The 19,522-nt window shown below is 29.7% G+C and carries 19 protein-coding genes; 2 read left to right on the forward strand and 17 right to left on the reverse strand.

The annotated features are described in order from the left end of the window. Positions 1-4: 4 nt before the first annotated feature. Both recX and VIM70_RS21635 read right to left on the reverse strand, forming a co-directional pair. Positions 5-895: a recombination regulator RecX gene (gene recX, locus VIM70_RS21630; RefSeq protein WP_331947847.1), complete on the reverse strand. Its 891-nt coding sequence runs from the start codon at positions 893-895 to the stop codon at positions 5-7. A gap of 2 nt (positions 896-897) precedes the next feature. Next, entirely contained in the window at positions 898-2,148 is a 1,251-nt protein-coding gene (locus VIM70_RS21635) for a pitrilysin family protein (protein ID WP_331947848.1), read from the reverse strand. A 292-nt stretch (positions 2,149-2,440) separates the two neighbouring features. Here VIM70_RS21635 and VIM70_RS21640 point away from each other — a divergent pair, with 292 nt between their 5' ends. Together VIM70_RS21640 and VIM70_RS21645 are read left to right on the forward strand one after the other, a co-directional pair. Further along, the gene (locus tag VIM70_RS21640) at positions 2,441-2,965 is read left to right on the forward strand and encodes a QueT transporter family protein (RefSeq protein WP_331947849.1); all 525 of its coding nucleotides are present in this window, start codon (positions 2,441-2,443) and stop codon (positions 2,963-2,965) included. Positions 2,966-3,088: 123 nt separating this feature from the next. Next, entirely contained in the window at positions 3,089-4,663 is a 1,575-nt protein-coding gene (locus VIM70_RS21645; protein ID WP_331947850.1) for a DEAD/DEAH box helicase, read from the forward strand. A 292-nt stretch (positions 4,664-4,955) separates the two neighbouring features. On the opposite strand, the gene VIM70_RS21650 is transcribed toward VIM70_RS21645, so the two are convergent. The 15 genes from VIM70_RS21650 to hcp form a co-directional block, all read right to left on the reverse strand. Further along, positions 4,956-5,516 (reverse strand): UPF0158 family protein, encoded by a 561-nt coding sequence (locus VIM70_RS21650; protein ID WP_331947851.1) that lies wholly within the window; start codon positions 5,514-5,516, stop codon positions 4,956-4,958. A 102-nt stretch (positions 5,517-5,618) separates the two neighbouring features. Further along, entirely contained in the window at positions 5,619-5,861 is a 243-nt protein-coding gene (locus tag VIM70_RS21655; RefSeq protein ID WP_331947852.1) for a DUF1292 domain-containing protein, read from the reverse strand. A 136-nt stretch (positions 5,862-5,997) separates the two neighbouring features. Beyond that, complete coding sequence (locus VIM70_RS21660) at positions 5,998-6,987, reverse strand: biotin--[acetyl-CoA-carboxylase] ligase (protein WP_331947853.1); 990 nt, start codon at positions 6,985-6,987, stop codon at positions 5,998-6,000. Positions 6,988-7,043: 56 nt separating this feature from the next. Next, complete coding sequence (locus tag VIM70_RS21665) at positions 7,044-7,913, reverse strand: radical SAM protein (RefSeq protein ID WP_331947854.1); 870 nt, start codon at positions 7,911-7,913, stop codon at positions 7,044-7,046. A 344-nt stretch (positions 7,914-8,257) separates the two neighbouring features. Further along, positions 8,258-8,887, reverse strand: coding sequence for an HDIG domain-containing metalloprotein (locus VIM70_RS21670; protein ID WP_331947855.1), 630 nt, complete (start codon positions 8,885-8,887; stop codon positions 8,258-8,260). Positions 8,888-9,047: 160 nt separating this feature from the next. Beyond that, complete coding sequence (locus tag VIM70_RS21675; protein ID WP_331947856.1) at positions 9,048-9,212, reverse strand: hypothetical protein; 165 nt, start codon at positions 9,210-9,212, stop codon at positions 9,048-9,050. 19 nt (positions 9,213-9,231) lie between these two features. Further along, positions 9,232-9,468: a DUF1292 domain-containing protein gene (locus VIM70_RS21680; RefSeq protein ID WP_331947857.1), complete on the reverse strand. Its 237-nt coding sequence runs from the start codon at positions 9,466-9,468 to the stop codon at positions 9,232-9,234. A 200-nt stretch (positions 9,469-9,668) separates the two neighbouring features. Beyond that, the gene (locus tag VIM70_RS21685; RefSeq protein WP_331947858.1) at positions 9,669-11,003 is read right to left on the reverse strand and encodes a CCA tRNA nucleotidyltransferase; all 1,335 of its coding nucleotides are present in this window, start codon (positions 11,001-11,003) and stop codon (positions 9,669-9,671) included. 69 nt (positions 11,004-11,072) lie between these two features. Beyond that, a complete protein-coding gene (locus VIM70_RS21690) occupies positions 11,073-11,936 on the reverse strand; it encodes a DUF6414 family protein (RefSeq protein ID WP_331947859.1) in 864 nt (287 codons plus the stop codon). 138 nt (positions 11,937-12,074) lie between these two features. Continuing rightward, positions 12,075-13,277 (reverse strand): DNA polymerase IV, encoded by a 1,203-nt coding sequence (locus tag VIM70_RS21695; RefSeq protein ID WP_331947860.1) that lies wholly within the window; start codon positions 13,275-13,277, stop codon positions 12,075-12,077. 266 nt (positions 13,278-13,543) lie between these two features. Continuing rightward, positions 13,544-15,253: a phosphoenolpyruvate--protein phosphotransferase gene (gene ptsP / locus VIM70_RS21700; protein WP_331947861.1), complete on the reverse strand. Its 1,710-nt coding sequence runs from the start codon at positions 15,251-15,253 to the stop codon at positions 13,544-13,546. Between the two features lie 11 nt (positions 15,254-15,264). After that, positions 15,265-15,528: an HPr family phosphocarrier protein gene (locus VIM70_RS21705; RefSeq protein WP_331947862.1), complete on the reverse strand. Its 264-nt coding sequence runs from the start codon at positions 15,526-15,528 to the stop codon at positions 15,265-15,267. Positions 15,529-15,541: 13 nt separating this feature from the next. Next, positions 15,542-16,033 carry a PTS glucose transporter subunit IIA gene (locus VIM70_RS21710; protein WP_331947863.1) on the reverse strand — a complete coding sequence of 164 codons (492 nt, stop codon included), beginning with the start codon at positions 16,031-16,033 and terminating at the stop codon, positions 15,542-15,544. Positions 16,034-16,276: 243 nt separating this feature from the next. Then, positions 16,277-17,113 (reverse strand): PRD domain-containing protein, encoded by an 837-nt coding sequence (locus VIM70_RS21715; RefSeq protein ID WP_331947864.1) that lies wholly within the window; start codon positions 17,111-17,113, stop codon positions 16,277-16,279. A 349-nt stretch (positions 17,114-17,462) separates the two neighbouring features. Further along, complete coding sequence (gene hcp, locus VIM70_RS21720; protein WP_331947865.1) at positions 17,463-19,106, reverse strand: hydroxylamine reductase; 1,644 nt, start codon at positions 19,104-19,106, stop codon at positions 17,463-17,465. Between the last annotated feature and the right edge of the window lie 416 nt (positions 19,107-19,522).

Raw genomic sequence — 19,522 nt, forward strand, 5'->3', positions numbered from 1 at the left:
CCTATCACCTGCCTTCATTAGTATCATCCTCAATGCCCTTAACTAAATCTCTTAATACTTTTTTAATTTGATCCCATTGAAATCCTCTTCTTAAAAGATAGTCCCCAAGCTTTTTATAAAGCTTTATTTTCTGAGACTCTGACTTAATTAATATATTATATCTTTTACTAGCTATCTCATATATTTTATCATAGACCTCTTCAGCTATATCTTCAGATTGTAATTCTTTTTCAAAGGATGAATTTCCTTGCGTGTCATCCACCTTATCATTATTAGTGATTTTACTTAGAACCTCTTTAATTATTTCGTATTCATATCCACTACGAGCTAAATAGTCTGCTAATTTTTTATAAAGTTTTATAACATCTTTTTCACTTTTAGATAATGTTATGATTTTATTTTCACCTAACTTTAAAGCTGCTTGAAACTGCTGCTCGCTAGTTATTGTGTCAAGTCCCTCTTTAATAAGTTCTTTTGGAAGAAACTTTTTTAATAGTGTATACTTAATTTTATTTTTTCCAGTAGAATTTATTTTTTCTTTTATAAATAGTTCTACAAACCTTTTATCATTAATAAAATCATATTGCTTTAAAAACTCCATTACTCTATCTATAGTTCTAATATCAAATTCTTTTATGGTTAATTTATCCACAACCTGTTTAGCAGATTTAAAACTTCTTTCTAAAAAATGAAGTGCAACATTTTTCCCTTTTATATAATTATCTTCATTAACTATATCTTCTAAACTTTCTTTCTCCATGGTTCTACCTTTTGTAATATTGTGGATATAGACAAGTTCAACATCACAAGCAAAAGCATATTCATTATCCATATAGATGTTAACTCTCTGCTTATTTTTCTTTTGCAACTCAATTTTTGTTATAATGTTACTCAATATTACACGCTCATTTCTGGTAGAAATATATGAATAGTTGGTTTTTGTAGAACTTTTCTTGAAACATTATATAAATCTTTACTTTTAACATTCGCCATATTTTTCATATCCTCTGTAAATTGATATATATCTTCATTGTCCATAGCTTGATGAATTACATAATTTGAAAGATCTGTAGAGTCCTCTAAGGTTGATGCTATAGCAGTTTTTAATATCTTTCTCATTAGATCTATTGTATTATCATCAAAAACTATTTTTTCACTTTCAATGTCCTTAATGGCTGTATCAATTACCTTAATTGCTTCATCTACATTTTTTTCTGCCACCGATGTATAAATATATAGTATTTTAACATTATTTGAAGTATCTAGATGTGTGTAAACATCATATGATAATCCTCTTTCTTCCCGAAGTTCCCTAAATAATATGGAGTTAGCACTTTCCCCAAATTTATAATTTAATATTCTAAGTGCCAATTCTTCATCTTTAGATAGTCCATTAAAAGTATATAAATAAAGTATAGTACTTTGTTCAATTTCTTTTTTATATGATATTTTTTTTATGAATTGGTGGTGTTCAGCTATTATTTTTTTCTTCTCAAATTCTTTAGGTACCCATACACCAAAATACTTTTTCACCATATTAATTATATCCTCATGTTCAAATGGAGATACAATAGATACAAAAGAATTATTGGGAACATAATATTTATTATAGAAATCAACAAGTTGTTTTCTTGTAATCTTTTTAATTACATTTTCACTACCAATAGTATCCTCTCTAAGTGGACTATATTTAAAAGCGATCTCGTTAACTCTCTGAAAGCTTAGATCTTCAATATCATCTTTAATTGTTCTAATTTCAGCGAGTATTACGCCTCTTTCCTTTTCAATTTCATTAATTGGAAAGGTTGAATTTAAGAGCATATCTCCGAGAAGTGACAGTGAATTCTCCAATTCTTCATTTAAAACTGTAGTACTATATACAGTGCAGTTAAAATCCGTATAGGCATTATATTCTCCACCTAAATTTTCTAGATCGCTATTTAGTTTTTCATTTGTTCTATCAAGTGTTCCTTTAAAAAGCATGTGCTCTATAAAATGGGCTATCCCCTTTTCATTTTTCTCTTCAAAAAGTGAACCTATATTTACTCCAGCATGAACTGCTGCAATTTGACTATCCTTTTTAATAGTAATAAGTTTAATTCCATTACTAAGCGACGTTTGTTTTGTATTAAAAATTTCTTTACTCATTATAATCTCCTTTAACCAAATACTGTGTTATTACAATAATATAGCTTCTTTAAATAGTTGGAGTACATTAAATGATACGCATTCATAAAAAACAAAAGCATATATAGTTTAACTATATCATACTTTTAACTAATTTAGACTATATTCCTTTAAAACTAGCGTCTATTTCCCATTTTATAAAGAAAATCTATTGACTAATAACGAAATATATAGTAAAATAAAGATTCGAGTCAAATACTCATAGACAGTTCGCAACCATCCTGTCTTAAAATAAAACTATGGAGGCACAAAAATGAATATTAAATTAAATGAAGGAACTATGTCTGTAAAAATACGAACGATCGTTTTTGCAGCAATGGTGGCTGCTATTTATGCAGCTTTAACTCTAAGCTTATCTTTTTTCAGCTTTGGAGTTATTCAATATCGTATTGCTGAAGGACTTACTATATTACCTTATTTTGCATCCTTTTCTATTCCCGGATTGCTAATTGGTTGTATAGTTTCAAATATCATAAGTCCACTAGGTATTCCGGATATGGTTTTCGGTTCCCTTGCAACACTTATAGCCGCGATTATAACTTACTATATTGGTAAAAGCAAACTTAAATTCAAGCGAATACTTGCTCCATTACCGGCTGTAGTAGTTAATGCCATTGTTATTGGCATACTGTTAAAGCTTTTATATGTTAAGGACATGCCCCTTTTAGTTTGTATGCTGCAAGTTGCATGGGGAGAATTAGTCTGCTGTTATGGAATTGGATTACCTCTTATTTATATTATTGAGAAGAACTCAATTTTGAGGAACTTTTTTAAATGATTAAATAATTATAAAAAAGCAATTTAAACTTGCTTTTTAGTTTAATATTTATTCTTTTGTATATACTGTATCAATAATAAAGATGTATTTGATATTTATGAAAAGAAAGAGGAATTTTAATTAATGGAAAAAATTACATTTAATGAACTAGGACTAAACGAATCCGTACTCCACGCAATAACAGATTTGAAATTTGAATATCCATCAGACATCCAAGCAAAGGCTATTCCAGTAGTATTAGAGGGTTTTGATATTATAGGTCAGGCTCAAACAGGAACTGGTAAAACATTAGCTTTTGGTGCACCTATTTTAAGTTTAATGGAAAAATCAAACGGTAAAGTGCAAGCAATAATAATGTCTCCAACAAGAGAACTTGCTGTTCAAGTTGCCGAAGAACTTTCACGTATTGCAAAACATGAAAGAATTAAGATATTACCAATCTATGGTGGTCAATCTATCGATAGACAAATATCCGCTTTAAAAAGAGGAGTAGATATCGTAGTTGGAACTCCTGGAAGATTGCTAGACCATATTAGAAAAGGTACTTTGAAATTAGCAAATGCTAAATTCCTTGTTTTAGATGAAGCTGACGAAATGTTAAACATGGGCTTTATTGAAGACATTGAATCTATCATAAGTAACTTAAGCGCTGATAGACAAACTTTACTTTTCTCAGCTACTATGCCAAGAGCTATTAAGATATTATCAAAAAAATATATGCATCCTGAAACAAAGATTATTGCAATAGAAAAGAAATCTTTAACTGTTTCTAAGACTGAGCAATATTATTATGAAGTAAATCAGAAAAATAAATTTGAATCATTATGCAGAATTCTTGATGTTGATGCTCCTAAGACTTGTATACTCTTCTGTAAAACTAAGAAGGGCGTAGATGAGTTAGTTGATGCATTACAACCTAGAGGTTATACTGTAGAAGGTATGCACGGAGACATGAAACAAAGTCAAAGAATGAACACTCTAAAAAAATTCAAAGATGGTAATTTGAACTACTTAATTGCAACAGATGTAGCTGCAAGAGGAATAGACGTAGAAAATGTAACTCATGTAATAAACTATGATTTACCACAAGATAGTGAATCATATATTCATAGAATTGGAAGAACTGGTAGAGCTGGTAAAGAAGGTACAGCTTACAGTCTTATTACAAGAAGAGAAGCATCTGCTATAAGACAAATTGAACGTGATACTAAAAGCGTAATTGTTAAAAAAAGCGTTCCTAGTATAACAGATATTTTCGCAGCAAAATCAGAAACTATTATAGATCAAATAAAGTTAGTTCTAAAAGAAAATTTATATGAGAACTTTCTTCCACTTGGAAAAGACCTTATAAAAGAATTTGGTGATGAAGATGTAGCTGCTTCATTAATAAAAATTATATTTGATAAAGAAGTTAACTATAACTATGCAGATGATTCTACAACAACAACATCAACAGATAGTGTTAGACTATTCTTATCTATAGGACGTATGGATGAAGTTATGACTAAAGATATTATATCTTTCCTATGCGAAACTGCTAATATTAATAAAAACGAGCTTGGTCGTATTGATATTTTAGATAAATTCTCTTTCTTAGATGTACCTGCAAACTTAGTTGATTCTATTTTAAACAATAGTTCAGGTAAGAAGTTAAACAGTAGAAGAGTAAATATCGAAGTAGCTAAATCTAGAAGATAAATTTTTTAAATCAAAAAGAGCACTTATAAAAAGTGCTCTTTTTTTTATATAAATTTTAAATCGTAATTCTAACTATTTTTAATTATGTTATCCCCCTTTTTAACATACACTATATATGGGGTGATAATTGTGAATAAATTCAGAAAATTACTTTATACATTAACTTTTATTCTATTAATTGAGATATGTCTAATATATATAGTATACAAATAAGTTTTTTTCTTATTTTTTATAATAATATCATAGCTTTATATATTTCATACCCCAAACAAATCAATCACTTTTTAATCATTTAATTTAAATATTTTAACTCAATTCTGTTTAACTTTAACCATTCCCGTGCAAATTGATCTATGCAGCTATCTTCATACTTATACCAACCATTTGCTACCCCTTGATTTACTTCATTTACTTCATTTTCATCTGTTTCACTTGCATTTGTTTCACAAGTCTCTATTTCATTTTCCTTATCCATTATAATATGTTTAAAACTTTTTAAAGGTTCCGTGCTTTTTATTGCTTCATTTAATTCTAATTTCAATTCTGGATTACTTGTAATACTCTTAACATATTTTTTCATTATTTTTATATAAAAATCTTCATCTATTAGAGGCATGCTCAAATATCTGTTTACCTCATCATCGTTAATAAGTATTGCGATGTTTACAAACTCTTTTAGCCAATTGTCAAATGTGTCTTCCTTTAAAGTTCCATTTTCTAAGGCTAAACTTACTTCTGTGGGAATATATATAACCTCACCAGTAACTGTGTCCAGAAAACTTTTACCTAAATTGTCATCAACATGCGAAATTGTTTCTATAAGTGCTTCCATATCAATTTTTACTAAATTCAAAACGTTTCCTCCTCTAGCTATTAAAATAACCAATTAATAAATATTATTTATTATATTTAAAATAAAAACCAATAAACCGCCGCGGTTTATTGGTCTATTTATTTATTCTTCAAAAGTTGATTCGTATTCTTCTAATACTTTTTCGAATTCTTCTTCATCTTCTACTGCAATATACTGCTCTTTGCCTTCTACAAGTTCTATTTTATAAACAAAAGCATCCTCTTCTTCTCCTATTGGAGCTAATAAAGCATATTTATTTTCATCTAATTCAACGATTTCGATTAATTCAAAATCAACCTTTTCTCCATCTTCATCTAACATTGTTATAATTTTATTTTCTTCCATAACCATTCTCCTTTCAAACTTAATAACCACATTATACCGTTATTTTATCCACTATGTCTATATAAAAATATATATTTAAATCATATTATTCACTTAAAGTACGTTACATTATACCTACATCAATTTATAAATTAATTTATTTACTATATCCGTAAATTCCCCTTACAGAAACTTCACCTGAAACAATATGTTCTACAATACCCTTAGAATTCTCAACGACTAATTCTCCTTGATCACTTATATCTATGGCTTTGGCTATTGTTACTTTTTCCCTATTAATTAATTGAATTTCTTTACCTATAAGTATGGAATTTTTTCTACAGATTTCAATGGTTTGTTTTATATTTCCATTTTCCACAAAACCCATATACAACTCTTCAAAAATATTTAATATACTAGCAAGCAAAAGTTTCCTATTTATATACTTACCACTTTCAAGTTTAATAGACGTAGCCATATCTTTTAGTTCTTCTGGTATATCTTCTTTTTCTAGATTTACATTTATTCCAATTCCCATCACTAGATAATTAATATGATCTATTTCTCCACTCATCTCCGTTAATATACCACATACTTTTTTACTATTAAGCAATATATCGTTAGGCCACTTAATACCAGTTTTAATTCCCATCTTAAGTAAAGCCTTATGAACTGCAGCCGCCCCAATAAGTGTTATTTGTGATACGTTTTGCGTTATTATATTTGGTCTGAGTATTATTGACATCCATATACCCTTATATTTTGGAGATACCCAATTTCTTCCTAGGCGCCCACGTCCTAAGGTTTGTTCTTCACTTATTATAACCGTGCCATGTTCCTCATTTTTCTCCGCTAGTTCTTTAGCTTTAGAATTAGTTGAACCTATAGAATCACAGTATACAATATTTCTACCTATGTACTTTGTATTTAAAAAATCTTTAATTTCCTCAAAGGTAAGTATATCTGGCGAGGAGGTTATTCTATAACCCCTTCTTGAAATTGCTTCAATTTCATATCCATCCTCTTTAATTATATTTATATATTTCCATATAGCAGCACGACTAACTCCTAAATTTTCACTGATTTTTTGACCAGACACAAAATTTTCTCCACTATCCTTAAGCAGCTTAAGAATTTTTTCCTTCATAATATTCACACCCTTTGTTTATCTTAACAAATTCTACGTAAGGTAATCTAATAATTTTACAATCTCCTAGATTCCTCTTTTTTATAAATACGTTTACCATTTAATGCGAGGTCGATATCCTTTAATAACTGGTTTTTATCTCTTGGTAATGTCCCCGCTAAAGGCACATAATTAGAAGCATGATTACTCCTAAAAATACAGTTAGTAACATCTACATTTTCTAGAAACTCTCTTGTCTCTTGCATTATTTGCTTTGAGGTTAGTATATTAAAAATGCCGTTTTGTACATCTTCGTGCATTAGTGTTCCTCTCTCTAACATTAAAGTTAAGAGCCCCACATAATCTGGGTTTATAGCACTTATTACTTTCGCAGATTCTATAACATGTTCCTTAATTTTTTCTGTGCCACCTATACCTGAAATAAGGGTAGTCGATAACTTTATTCCACTTTCTTTAACCTTGCGACCTGCCATAATCATTTCCTCTGCAGTTACGCCCTTATTTATACTTTTTAATATTTCATTGCTTCCTGATTCAACCCCTAGGTATATAATTCCAATACCAAATTCTTTAAGTTCTCTAAGTTCTTCTAAAGTTTTTCTTAAAATATCATTTGGAGTAGCATAAATCCCCACGCGCACGCACTCAGGAAATAATTCTTTTATTTTCAATAAAATTAATTTCAATTTTTCAGTTTGGAGGACCAATGCATCTCCATCTGCTAGAAATATTTTTTTAACTATCCCATATGTTAATTTAGCATGCTGCAAATCTAACATAATATCTGACAAATCGCGTATTCTAAACTTCTTTTCTTTAAACATATTACAAAATGTACACCCATTATGTGAGCAACCAATTGTAACCTGCACTATCAAGCTATAAGCCTCACTAGGCGGCCTATATACTATTCCCTCATACCTCACTTCAATCATCTCCAACTACGTAAATTTTCTAGATATTATTAGTTCCATACTCATTTAGTATAACATGCCCCTTGTAAAAAAATAAAGTATCTATATATATTCAATAGATATCTTTTGGTTGTTTTTGAAATTTAACATTTATTAATAAAAGTATATATTGTGTAAACTGCATTTGAACAAGCCTTAGCAATTCTTAATTTATTTTATTTATAGCTACGTATAAAAAAATGCATGTTTGAGCGTAAGCGAGTTTGCATTTTTTAGTAGCTATAAATAAAATGAATTTTAGAATTTCTTGGCAAAGTGAATGCAGTTGTAATAATAGATACTTTTATTAATATCGATTACTTCGATGACACCAAACACTTTTCACATTTTTTAATGAAAGATTTAACGTTCTCCTTTTCCTCTTTGATTTTATTCTCACTCATTTCACCTCTACCAAGTCTATCACACTGCGATAACAAAGCAATTTCTTTAATTGATATTTCTTGCGACATTTTTTTCACATCCCCAAAAGGTAGATCCTTTGCTACAAAGAGGATTTGCATATGCCACCTAACCAAAGTCGCAACTTGTTTAATTAATTGAACATCTCCTGTAAGGGCTTCAAGAAATTGTCTACTAAGCTCTGCACCCACCTTGTCATGATCATAAGATGTAATTTTTTCTTTTCTGACTTTTGTAGTCGTTGCTTTTCCTAGATCATGTAATAAGGCGCTCCACATAAATGCCCTAGGGTTTTCACTAAGGTTTTTTACTTTTGCTGCATTATCTAAAACTAACATTGTATGGTTCCATACATTTCCTTCTGGATGATGTTCTGGGGATTGGGGAGTGTCTAGTAAACACCTCAATAATATATATGGATGCTTTTCACAAATATCTTGTTTATTTATAAAATCGTTAAAATATATAGATGGCTTCTCATCCACCATTAGATGAGTTTCAAATTCTTCAAACATGTTTATCATATATTAATTCCCTTCTTTTATTAATATTGCTTCCATATTTTGTATTATAAGAAAAAGAGTAAGCTTAACTTATCTAAACTTATATTACCATAGTTTAGATAATAAACACTTACTCTTTTTATTAAGATATATTTTTTTATCTTAATTATTTTTCTAAAATCTAATATCCATTTTTTTTAGTTTCAAAAACACTTTCATTATATGCGCTTTCTTCAACAGTTTGAATAATTTGATTTTTAGAAGCTGCATTTTGACCTTGCGCCCTTGTGCCTTTCTTAATATAATCACGCAAATTTTCCTTCTTAGCTTGCTCACGAGTTTTCATATAAAAACCTCCTAATTATTTATTGTCCATTCTCACTATACTTTTGTAATACTTTTTTAAATTCTTCTCCCTGTCCAATTGACTTGTACTCTGTTTCTCCATTAACTAGAACTGCTTTGTACGCGTATGCTTCATCTGAATCCTTAGGTCCAACTATCACATATTCATTTCCATCCATTTTAATAGCGTCAATTAGTTCTAAATCTACTTTTTCGCCATTGTCATTTATTACGGTGATTATTTCATTAGTTTTCATAAACATACCTTCTTTCATCTAGTCACATTAAAATAAACAACAAGTCTACATACTATTTATTATTCCTTTTAATGCACCTTGTTATTTTGTGCCTAAGTAAATGTTTTATACCAGGTTTTCATAATAACTCAATACAAATCGTAAAAAAATAACTCCCTCAAACTTTAAGCCTGAAAGAGTCTAAAATATAATCAAGTTTTTTATTTCAAATATTCATCATAAATTATAGAAAAAAGCTTTTCTTTACTATTTAATTCTGGATTTTCTAACACTTTATCTAAAAGAAATCTAAGTATATCACCTATTTCCTCCCCTGGTTTAAGAGAAAATTCTTTTATTAAATCTTTACCGTTTACAACAAGTTCTTTTGTAGATAGTGGAACCTTAGATTCTAAAATAGCGATTGTTTTTTCTTCTACCCTAGTAATTTCATTTATTCGTTTTTCTGGGAAACGCGAACCTAAGGCATCTGCTCTTTGCAAAGCGAAAAGGTCAAAGACTAAGTCCTTACCAACTCTATTAATAAGACGCTTTACAGAAGCATCTGTTGGTTTTGTAAGTACATTCATATGTTCTTTAATTAAAATGCTAATTTCATTTATGCTTTTATTATCAAATCTAAGACGCCTTAATATTTTCTGCGATAATATTACTCCTTTTTTATCATGGCCATAAAAATGGCCTATACCTTCAGCGTCAATAGTAAAGCAATTTGGCTTAGCTATGTCATGTAATAATCCTGCTATTCTCAAATTAAGCTCTGGTGTGCATTTTTCTACAACAGCTAAAGTATGATTAAATATATCTTTATTATGGTGAGGATTTTGTTGATTAAACCCTATTGTTACTTTAAGTTCTGGTAATATAAAATCTAATAGTTTACTATCCTTAAGTAACCTTAAAGCTTTTGTAGTATTATCTGATACCATCATTTTACATAATTCATCGCGGGTTCTCTCATTGCTTACATTTAATATAAGATGACTATTTTCTTTTATAGCTTCAAAAGTCTTTTCTTCTATTTCGAAATCCAACCTAGCAGAAAATCGAATAGCCCTGAGCATTCTTAGAGCATCTTCCTTAAATCTTTTATTGGGCTCACCTACAGCTCTAATTATTTTATTATCTAAATCGACATTGCCACCAAAATAATCTACAAGACCTTCTTCCTCATTAAAAGCTAAAGCATTTATTGTAAAATCACGTCTTGCTAAATCCTCTTTTAAAGTTGAAACAAAAGTGACATCCTCCGGTCTCCTATTATCTAAATACTCACCATCTATTCTATAAGTTGTAACTTCATATCCCTCTTTGTTTATCATAACAGTTACAGTTCCGTGATCTACACCTGTAGGAATCGTTTTATTGAAAATTCTAATGATTTCCTCCGGCAGTGCATTTGTGGTTACATCATAATCCTTAGGACTGGATATGCCAATCATAAAATCACGTACACACCCACCCACTATATAAGATTCATATCCATTGTTTCTCAAACAATCCATAATTATTTTCACATCATTTGGTATAAACATAAGACCTCCAAGTATCGTATTATATTTATTTAGTTTCATCATTGTTTATTTTTTGCTACAACTCTCACTTTAAATGTACATGGCTATAGGTATGATTTCAATTATAGGTCCATTTATTTCTATTTTTTTTGAATCATAATCCGTTATTAAATCTGTATCTTTTAGAAATCTGTTTTTAAATTCTTTAAAATACGTTTCATTCAAATAATCAAAGTATGTTCCACTAAGCAAACTATAGTTACTAATTTCATTCTTCTTTGGAACTTTCACCACTTTTCCAAGAATGGTAATCCGAGCACCATCAATATAATCTAAATTATCCGCCATATGTTTTATTACCAAAGGTACAACAATTTTTGTATTGCTATTGCCTATATTACTGCTAATATATTTTATACACTTTTCCACTTTGCAACCTTCCATATCATCTTTAAGGACTTTTAAAACTCTCCTTTTAACTATATTATCCTTACTTTCATCACCATTCTCTAGTGGATCGGGTGAAAAAGCCAATTGCATTTCCATAACCCTAATTATATCTTCTATATATTCTAGACCTGGATTTTTATACAATGCTCCAGTGAATTGAACAAAATCAAATTCCTTTATATTTGCTACGTCATTTTCATTATTTATTACTTTTAACATACTTTGTTGATTTAACATGGTTTTTAATCTTGACAAAATTGTTATTACAATTGAAACTCTTTCTTCAATTTTCTGCGTCGTAAACTCATTGAGAAGTTGAACATTTAAGTCTCCTTGCATTATTTTACCACAAGTAGCTTCATATAACGGTGTATTAGTACTAATCGTCAAGAGCTTTCTAGTGCTTTCACTTTTGATTTCAGCAAATTCTTCAATTACAATTGTATATAAATTATTTATCATATCTCCATTAAAGTATAAAGGTATTAGAGCTCTATTATCCATATATACATATACCTCCATTTATAATCACTTTCAGCAACGCTTTATTAAATAATACTTCTTACCTATTTTATATTAACTTTTTATAGTTTAGAACAACGGCTTACAATAAGCTTTATTTTCAACAAATATATTACCTAGTTACTTTTTTAATAATGATGATTTTAAAACTGAATTCTCTCCATACTTGCGCCGCAAACTATCTATAGTTTTATCTATAGCTCTTTTCTTTTCAGATGAGGAATTATCAATATCAAAAATTGATATTTGTTTAAAATTATCCTCACATAAATTATTAAGAGAAACTCCCAATAATCTTATAGGTTCTCCCTTCCATAATTCATCAAAAAGTTTTTTTACTATTTTCAATATTTCTTGCGTTAAATCTGTGGAAGCTTTTAAAGTTGTACTACGTGAACAATCAACGAATTCCTGATTTCTTATAGTTACCGAAATAGACAAGCAGCACTTTTTTATATCCCTAAGCCTCGTAGCTGTATTCTCCACCAAAACTAATAATACACTGTACGCTTCACTTTTATTTCTAATATCATCTGATAAAGTAGTAGAATTGCTTATTCCTTTTACCTCACGATTATTTGATTTTACATCTCTATTATCTATACCATTAGCATACTTCCACATCACAAGCCCACTACTTTTAAAGTGGTATTCCAAAAATTCAACATCATACTTTGCTAAATCTCCTATAGTAAATATATTTAAATTGTTTAGCCTTGGAACCGTTCTCCTCCCAACCATAAAAAGCTCTCCAACCGGAAGAGGCCACAATTTTTTTTCTATTTCATTTTTAAAAAGTGTATGCACCTTATCAGGCTTCTCAAAATCAGATGCCATTTTAGCTAAAAGCTTAACATTTGACATACCTATATTTACTGTAAACCCTAGTTCCTTCTTTATTCTACTACTTATATCCCAAGCTATTCTTAATGCCGATTCCTTTGATGTATTATATCTTGTTACATCCAAAAAACACTCATCTATTGAAAACTTCTCAACAATTGTTGTATAATCTCCGAAAATTTTTCTCATATCTTTACTACATCTCTTATATAATTCAAAATCGGGTTTTACAACTACTAAGTCCCTACATTTTTTTCTTGCTGTAAATAAACTTTCACCTGTTACTATTCCAATTTTTTTAGCTTTTATAGAGCCAGCTAAAACTACTCCTCTACGGGACTCTTCATCCCCCCCTATTACAGATGTTATCTCCCTTAAGTCTATATCCGAGCCTAACCTAAGTTTATCCGTAGCACTCCATGAAAGAAATGCAGAATTAACATCTATATGAAATATAAGTTTTTCATTTAATTTAATCATCTACTCTCATCCTTTATATAAGGCATTTGACGTATTATACCCTCATAACCTTTAAATCATTATTTTATCTCACATGATTAATAAATATTATTTTAAATACATTATACAAAATTTTAATATAAAAAAGCAATCTATCCTTAATGTAAGAATAGATTGCTTTAATAAAGAGATTGCTTTAATGAGAATATTTCTTTTATTTATTACTTATATGTTAGCATAGACCTATGCTTTACTTAGCATAGACCTATGCCTTACTTAGCATAGACCTATGCCTTAGTATTAGCTTTTATATATTCCTTTATTTCATCTGAATCACCAAATGATAATACTGGCTTAGATAATTTCTTACATTCCTCGAAATTAGCATTTGTAATAGTTTTACGTGCTCTTAATATTGAAGAAGCACTCATACTGAATTCATCTAATCCAAATCCAAGTAGTACAGGTATGAGATTTGTGTCTCCTGCCATTTCGCCACACATGTTAACTGTTATTCCTGCCGCATGTCCATTATCTATTACAGTTTTAATAAGCCTTAAAACTGCTGGATGATAAAAATCATACAAATATGATATTTTCTCATTCATTCTATCTACTGCTAACGTATACTGAATTAAGTCATTAGTACCAATGCTGAAGAAGTCTACTTCTTTTGCGAATAGATCTGACATTATTGCAGCAGATGGTATTTCTATCATAATACCAACTTCAAGATTCTCATCAAATACTATGTCCTCAGACTTAAGCTCATTTTTACACTTTTCAAGTAATCTTTTCGCCATTCTTAATTCCTGAAGATTACATATCATAGGAAACATAATCTTGAGTTTACCAAAAGCAGAAGCACGTACTAAAGCTCTTAATTGGGTTATAAATACATCTGTTCTATCTAAGCAAAGTCTTATAGCTCTATAACCTAAGAATGGATTCATTTCCTCATCCATTGGCAAGTAATTTAATTTCTTATCTCCACCAATATCTAAGGTTCTTATAATAACAGGTTTTCCATTCATCTTTTCAAGAACTGACTTGTATTCTGCAAATTGTTCTTCTTCTGTTGGAAGTGCATCTTTTGACATATATAAAAACTCTGTTCTAAATAATCCTATTGCTTCAGCTCCATTTTTAAGTACTGATTCTAAGTCTTCTGCTGAGCCTATATTTGCAGCGATTTCTACTGACTTTCCATCATTTGTAATAGATTTCATAGTTGCATATTTGAGTAACTGATGTTTGGATTCAATGAATTCCTTTTGGAGTTTATTATAATCTTTTAAAGTTTTATCATCTGGATTTATGATAACTATACCTGCTTCTCCATCGACTATAATTAAATCTCCATCTTTAATTCCATGTATATCTTTACCAGCCCCTACAACTGCAGGCAACTCGAGTGAACGTGCAATAATTGAGGAATGAGCGGTTTTTCCACCTATTTCAGTTACAAAAGCCAAAACTTTATCTTTGTCAATCTGTGCTGTATCCGATGGAGTGAGATCCTTTGCAACTATAATACATTCTTCTTTAATTTCAGCAATTGAAGCTACTTTTATTCCCATTAATATATTTAGCACCCTTTTGCTTACATCTCTAATATCCACTGCTCTCTCAGTCATATATTCATTTTCCATTTGTTCAAAAATAGCTGCTGTTTCCTCTGATACTGTTTGTAGAGAATATTCAGCATTAAATTTATCATCATTAATTTTCTTTTGAATGGATCCTATAAATTCTGGATCCTCAAGCATACATAAATGTGCTTCAAATATTTCTGCCTTCTCACTTCCAAGCTTTTGTTTTACATCTTCAATTATTGCTCCAAGTTGAATAATTGCTTCTTGCAATGCGTTATTAAACCTTTCTAACTCAACTGACGAATCCAAAACCTTGCTTTCTTTTATTTCTAAAACTTCTTCTCTAATAACTAATGCTCTACCTATAGCTATTCCAAATGATGCACCTATTGCTTTTAACATATTTATTCCTCCTATTTTAAAAGTCCTTCTTCTATAATTTTTACCATAGCTACTGCAGCGGCTTCTTCATCATCGCCACTGGTTTTTATTATTAATTCATCATTTTTAACAGCTGCCATACACATTATAGCTACTATGCTTTTTGCATTATACTCATTACCATCTTTTACTATAAGTACTTCAGATTTGAATTTAGAAGCCTCTTTAACTACTGATAATGCTGGTCTTGCATGTATTCCAGTTTCATTTTTAACTATCGCTTTTTTCTCCATCATAATATATACACTCCTATTTCTTTAATTTTATTATTATTACTTCATTGTTTTTATCTACAGTTCCAAAATTAAATTCTACAGATTCCATTATTTCATTTTCAGTAAGAACTAATACACTTAAATTAGTTTTAGCTTTAGCTTTTATTAAGTCATTATCAAAAGTTAATAATTTATCTCCAACCTTAACTTTCTTTCCTTTCTCAACAAAAGATTCAAAGCCCTCACCCTTCATCTCTACTGTATCTATACCTATGTGAAGTAATATTTCTATCCCCTCAGCACTTTTTAAAATCAAAGCATGTTTTGTAGGGAACACTTGAAGAATTTCACCATCAACTGGTGCATACAGTATTCCTTCTGTGGATTCAAATCCTATCCCATTTCCCAGCATTTTAGATGAAAAAACTTCATCCGGTATTTCTGATATATCAAAACATCTTCCCACAACTGGAGATTTTAAAATCATACCCTTTTCTTCTTTGTTTTTCTTTAAAAACTTAAACATTTCTATCATCCTCGCCTTTCTCTAAGATAAATACCAAATACTTCTTGATATTTACATAAAATTTCTTATTAAGAAATTTCACTTTAAACTTTAATTTATTATATAAATATTAGTTTGTGTTTTGTTCTGCATCTAAAATGCATTTACTTAAACAAAAGGCATAAACTAATAAGATGCCTTATTAGCATTTTATTTGGTTCATGCCTGATCTAATCAGTAACACACCTAACAATGTAAACTTTTTTAATTTGATTGCTTTAATCTATGGATATGCATAGTAATATATCCGACTTCATCTTCACAAACTTTTTTTGAGAGTTTTTCTGAAATGAATTCGCATACCTTCTCAGAAATTGAAAACTCTTTACTCATTTCAGTTTTAACGGATTCTAACATTATATTTTTTAAAACCTTGTCATTTTCTATTCTATCTAAAGCATATCTTAAATGAGATACAAGCCTTGCATATTCCATAGATTTTTGCTTAGCCTTAATTCCAAGTATCTCCTCGATATATTCAATTACTTCTTTAATAATTCTAGTATATTTAAGACTTTGGGATACTTCCTCATTAACTCTAGCAGAATGTATATGAAGAGTTATAAAACCGATTTCACTTTCTGGAAACTCCACATTTAATTTCTCTTTAATAAGATTTGTTCCTTTTTCTGCTATTTTGTATTCATCTGGGTATAAAGTATGTATTTCATTTAAAAACGGATTAACTATATCAATCCCAAGTTCCATTCTTTTCATTGCAAAACTAATATGATCACCTAGACCAACATGTATACGAGATGCTAACTTTTCATCTAAAATGTCTTCAGCAAGACAAATAATTTCTTCTGTTACTGCTAATATTTGCCCTTCTACATTTTTAAGAATTTCAACATAATTAGCTTTTTCACTATCGTCAATCTTAATAAACTTCTGCTCAATATTACTTTCTTTAGTTATAAGTTCACCTGGCTTTTTACCAAAACCTATACCTTTACCAAAAAGAACATAAACATTATTTTCTTTTTCAGAAACAACGACATTACTACTAAGAGATTTTAATACCTTATAATTAATACTCATGTTAACATTACCTCTTCTATAGTTTAAAATACATTCTGAAATTATTCAAGAGTTTTTTTAAATGTTCTTAGAAATTTAAAAATTAGCACTTATTTTGTAATATTTTGTTGACTAAAAAATTTAATCTTAGATTTCTTAAGTGTATTATAACATTATTATTAGAATATTGTAAAATACTATATAATTATTTTACCCATAAATCTAAATTTCATGTAAAAATTTTTAGTAATAAAGTTATTTAAATACAAGCCCCCCTATTGTAGTTTTTTCGATTCTACAATAGGGGGCTATTTTATTAAATATCAATATTAATAGGTGTGGTTCATATCTTACTAACTTACTTAAACTTCTATGCCATAAACTTTTTTATATCGTCTTCTACGTTTGAAATTCCAGCTATTCCAAAATTCTCTACTAATACACTAACAACATTTGGGGATAAAAATGCAGGTAATGTTGGTCCTAAGTGGATATTTTTTACGCCTAAGTGAAGTAATGCCAATAACACTATTACAGCTTTTTGTTCATACCATGCAATATTATATGTTATTGGTAATTCATTGATATCAGAAAGTCCAAACACTTCTTGTAATTTCATTGCAATAACAACTAGTGAATATGAATCATTACATTGTCCTGCATCTAGAACTCTAGGTATTCCACCAATATCTCCGAGTTCTAATTTATTATATCTATATTTTGCACAACCTGCAGTTAGAATAACTGTATCCGTTGGTAACTCTTTTGCAAAATCAGTATAATATTCGCGGCCTTTCATGCGTCCATCACAACCAGCCATTACAAAGAATCTTTTGATTGCTCCTGTTTTAACAGCTTCTACAACTTTATCAGCGAGTGCCATTACTTGATTATGAGCAAAACCTCCAACTATTTCTCCTCTTTCTATTTCAGTTGGTGCGCTACATTTTTTAGCATGTGTTATTATTACTGAGAAATCTTTTGCGCTTCCGTCGAATTTACTCTCTATGTGCCTTAGGCCATCAAACCCAGTTGCGCCAGTAGTATAAACTCTATCTTTATAAGAATCTTTTGGAGGAGTAATACAATTTGTTGTCATGAGTATAGGTCCATTAAAGCTTTCAAACTCTGAATTTTGCTTCCACCATGCATTCCCATAATTACCTACTAGGTGATCATATTTTTTGAATGCTGGATAATAGTTTGCTGGTAACATTTCACTATGAGTATATACATCTACTCCTGTGCCTTCTGTCTGTTTTAACAATTCTTCCATATCCTTCAAATCATGTCCACTAATTAATATTCCTGGGTTATTTCGAGTTCCTATATTTACCTTTGTAATTTCAGGATTTCCGTAAGTGGTGGTATTAGCTTCATCTAATAGTGCCATAGCGTCCACCCCATATTTACCACATTCAAGTACTAATGCTACTAATTCATCAACAGACAAACTATCATTGGTAGTTTGCTGGAGTCCCTTTTGCATAAATGCGTAAAGGTCATGATTTTCATATCCTAAGTTAAATGCATGGTCAGCATAAGCTGCCATTCCCTTAATACCATAAGTTACTAGTTCTCTTAAAGATCTTACATCTTCATTTTCTGTTTTAAGAACTCCTACATTCTTAGATTTACTTTCAAATTCCTCAGGAGCACCTGTCCATGTTGCACAATCAGGTATTATGCCTTCTATTACTCCACCGGCATTTACGAGTTCTACTTTAATTATTTCACGTAATTCTAGCGCTTTTGTAATTGTTTCTATAAATCTAGATTTATCAAAATTAGCATTTGTTATGGTCATGAATAATCCGTTTACTACAAATTTATTTATTTCTTCATTTTCTACTTTAAGTTCCCTCGCTCTAGTACTATAAATTGATATTCCTTTTAAAATATAGATTAATAAATCCTGCATATTGGCAACATCATCTGTTTTACCACAAACCCCACGCAGCGTGCATCCAGTACCCTTTGAAGTTTCTTGACATTGATAACAAAACATTCCCATTTTAAATTCCCCCTATTATTTTTGAATAGGCAACATTATTGTAATTGCCTTCCATAGTTTAAAATCTTATTATTCTGAATAATTAACACCAACATAAGTTATGCCTGTTGAACTACCTTTATTGTAGTATAAGGCAACCTAAAAGTCGGTAACAAATGTTACCTAAATATAATTTTTATAATTTATTTTGTTTTACTTAATTCATTAGCTCGATTTTAATATGTTCATATTGTAATTTATGTATTATTAAGGTATTATTATATTAAATAATACTATAAGGAGCATTCCTGTTATGAATTAAAATGAACTTTGAAAAAAAGAGCACCTACTGATAAAATACAGGGTATAACAGTTGCAACTTTTATCCCTAATTTATAATTATCAGTGGAGGTACTCAAGATGAATTATACACAAAA

The organism is Clostridium sp. (assembly GCF_036569345.1).
Taxonomy (GTDB): Bacteria; Bacillota; Clostridia; order Clostridiales; family Clostridiaceae; genus Clostridium_AD.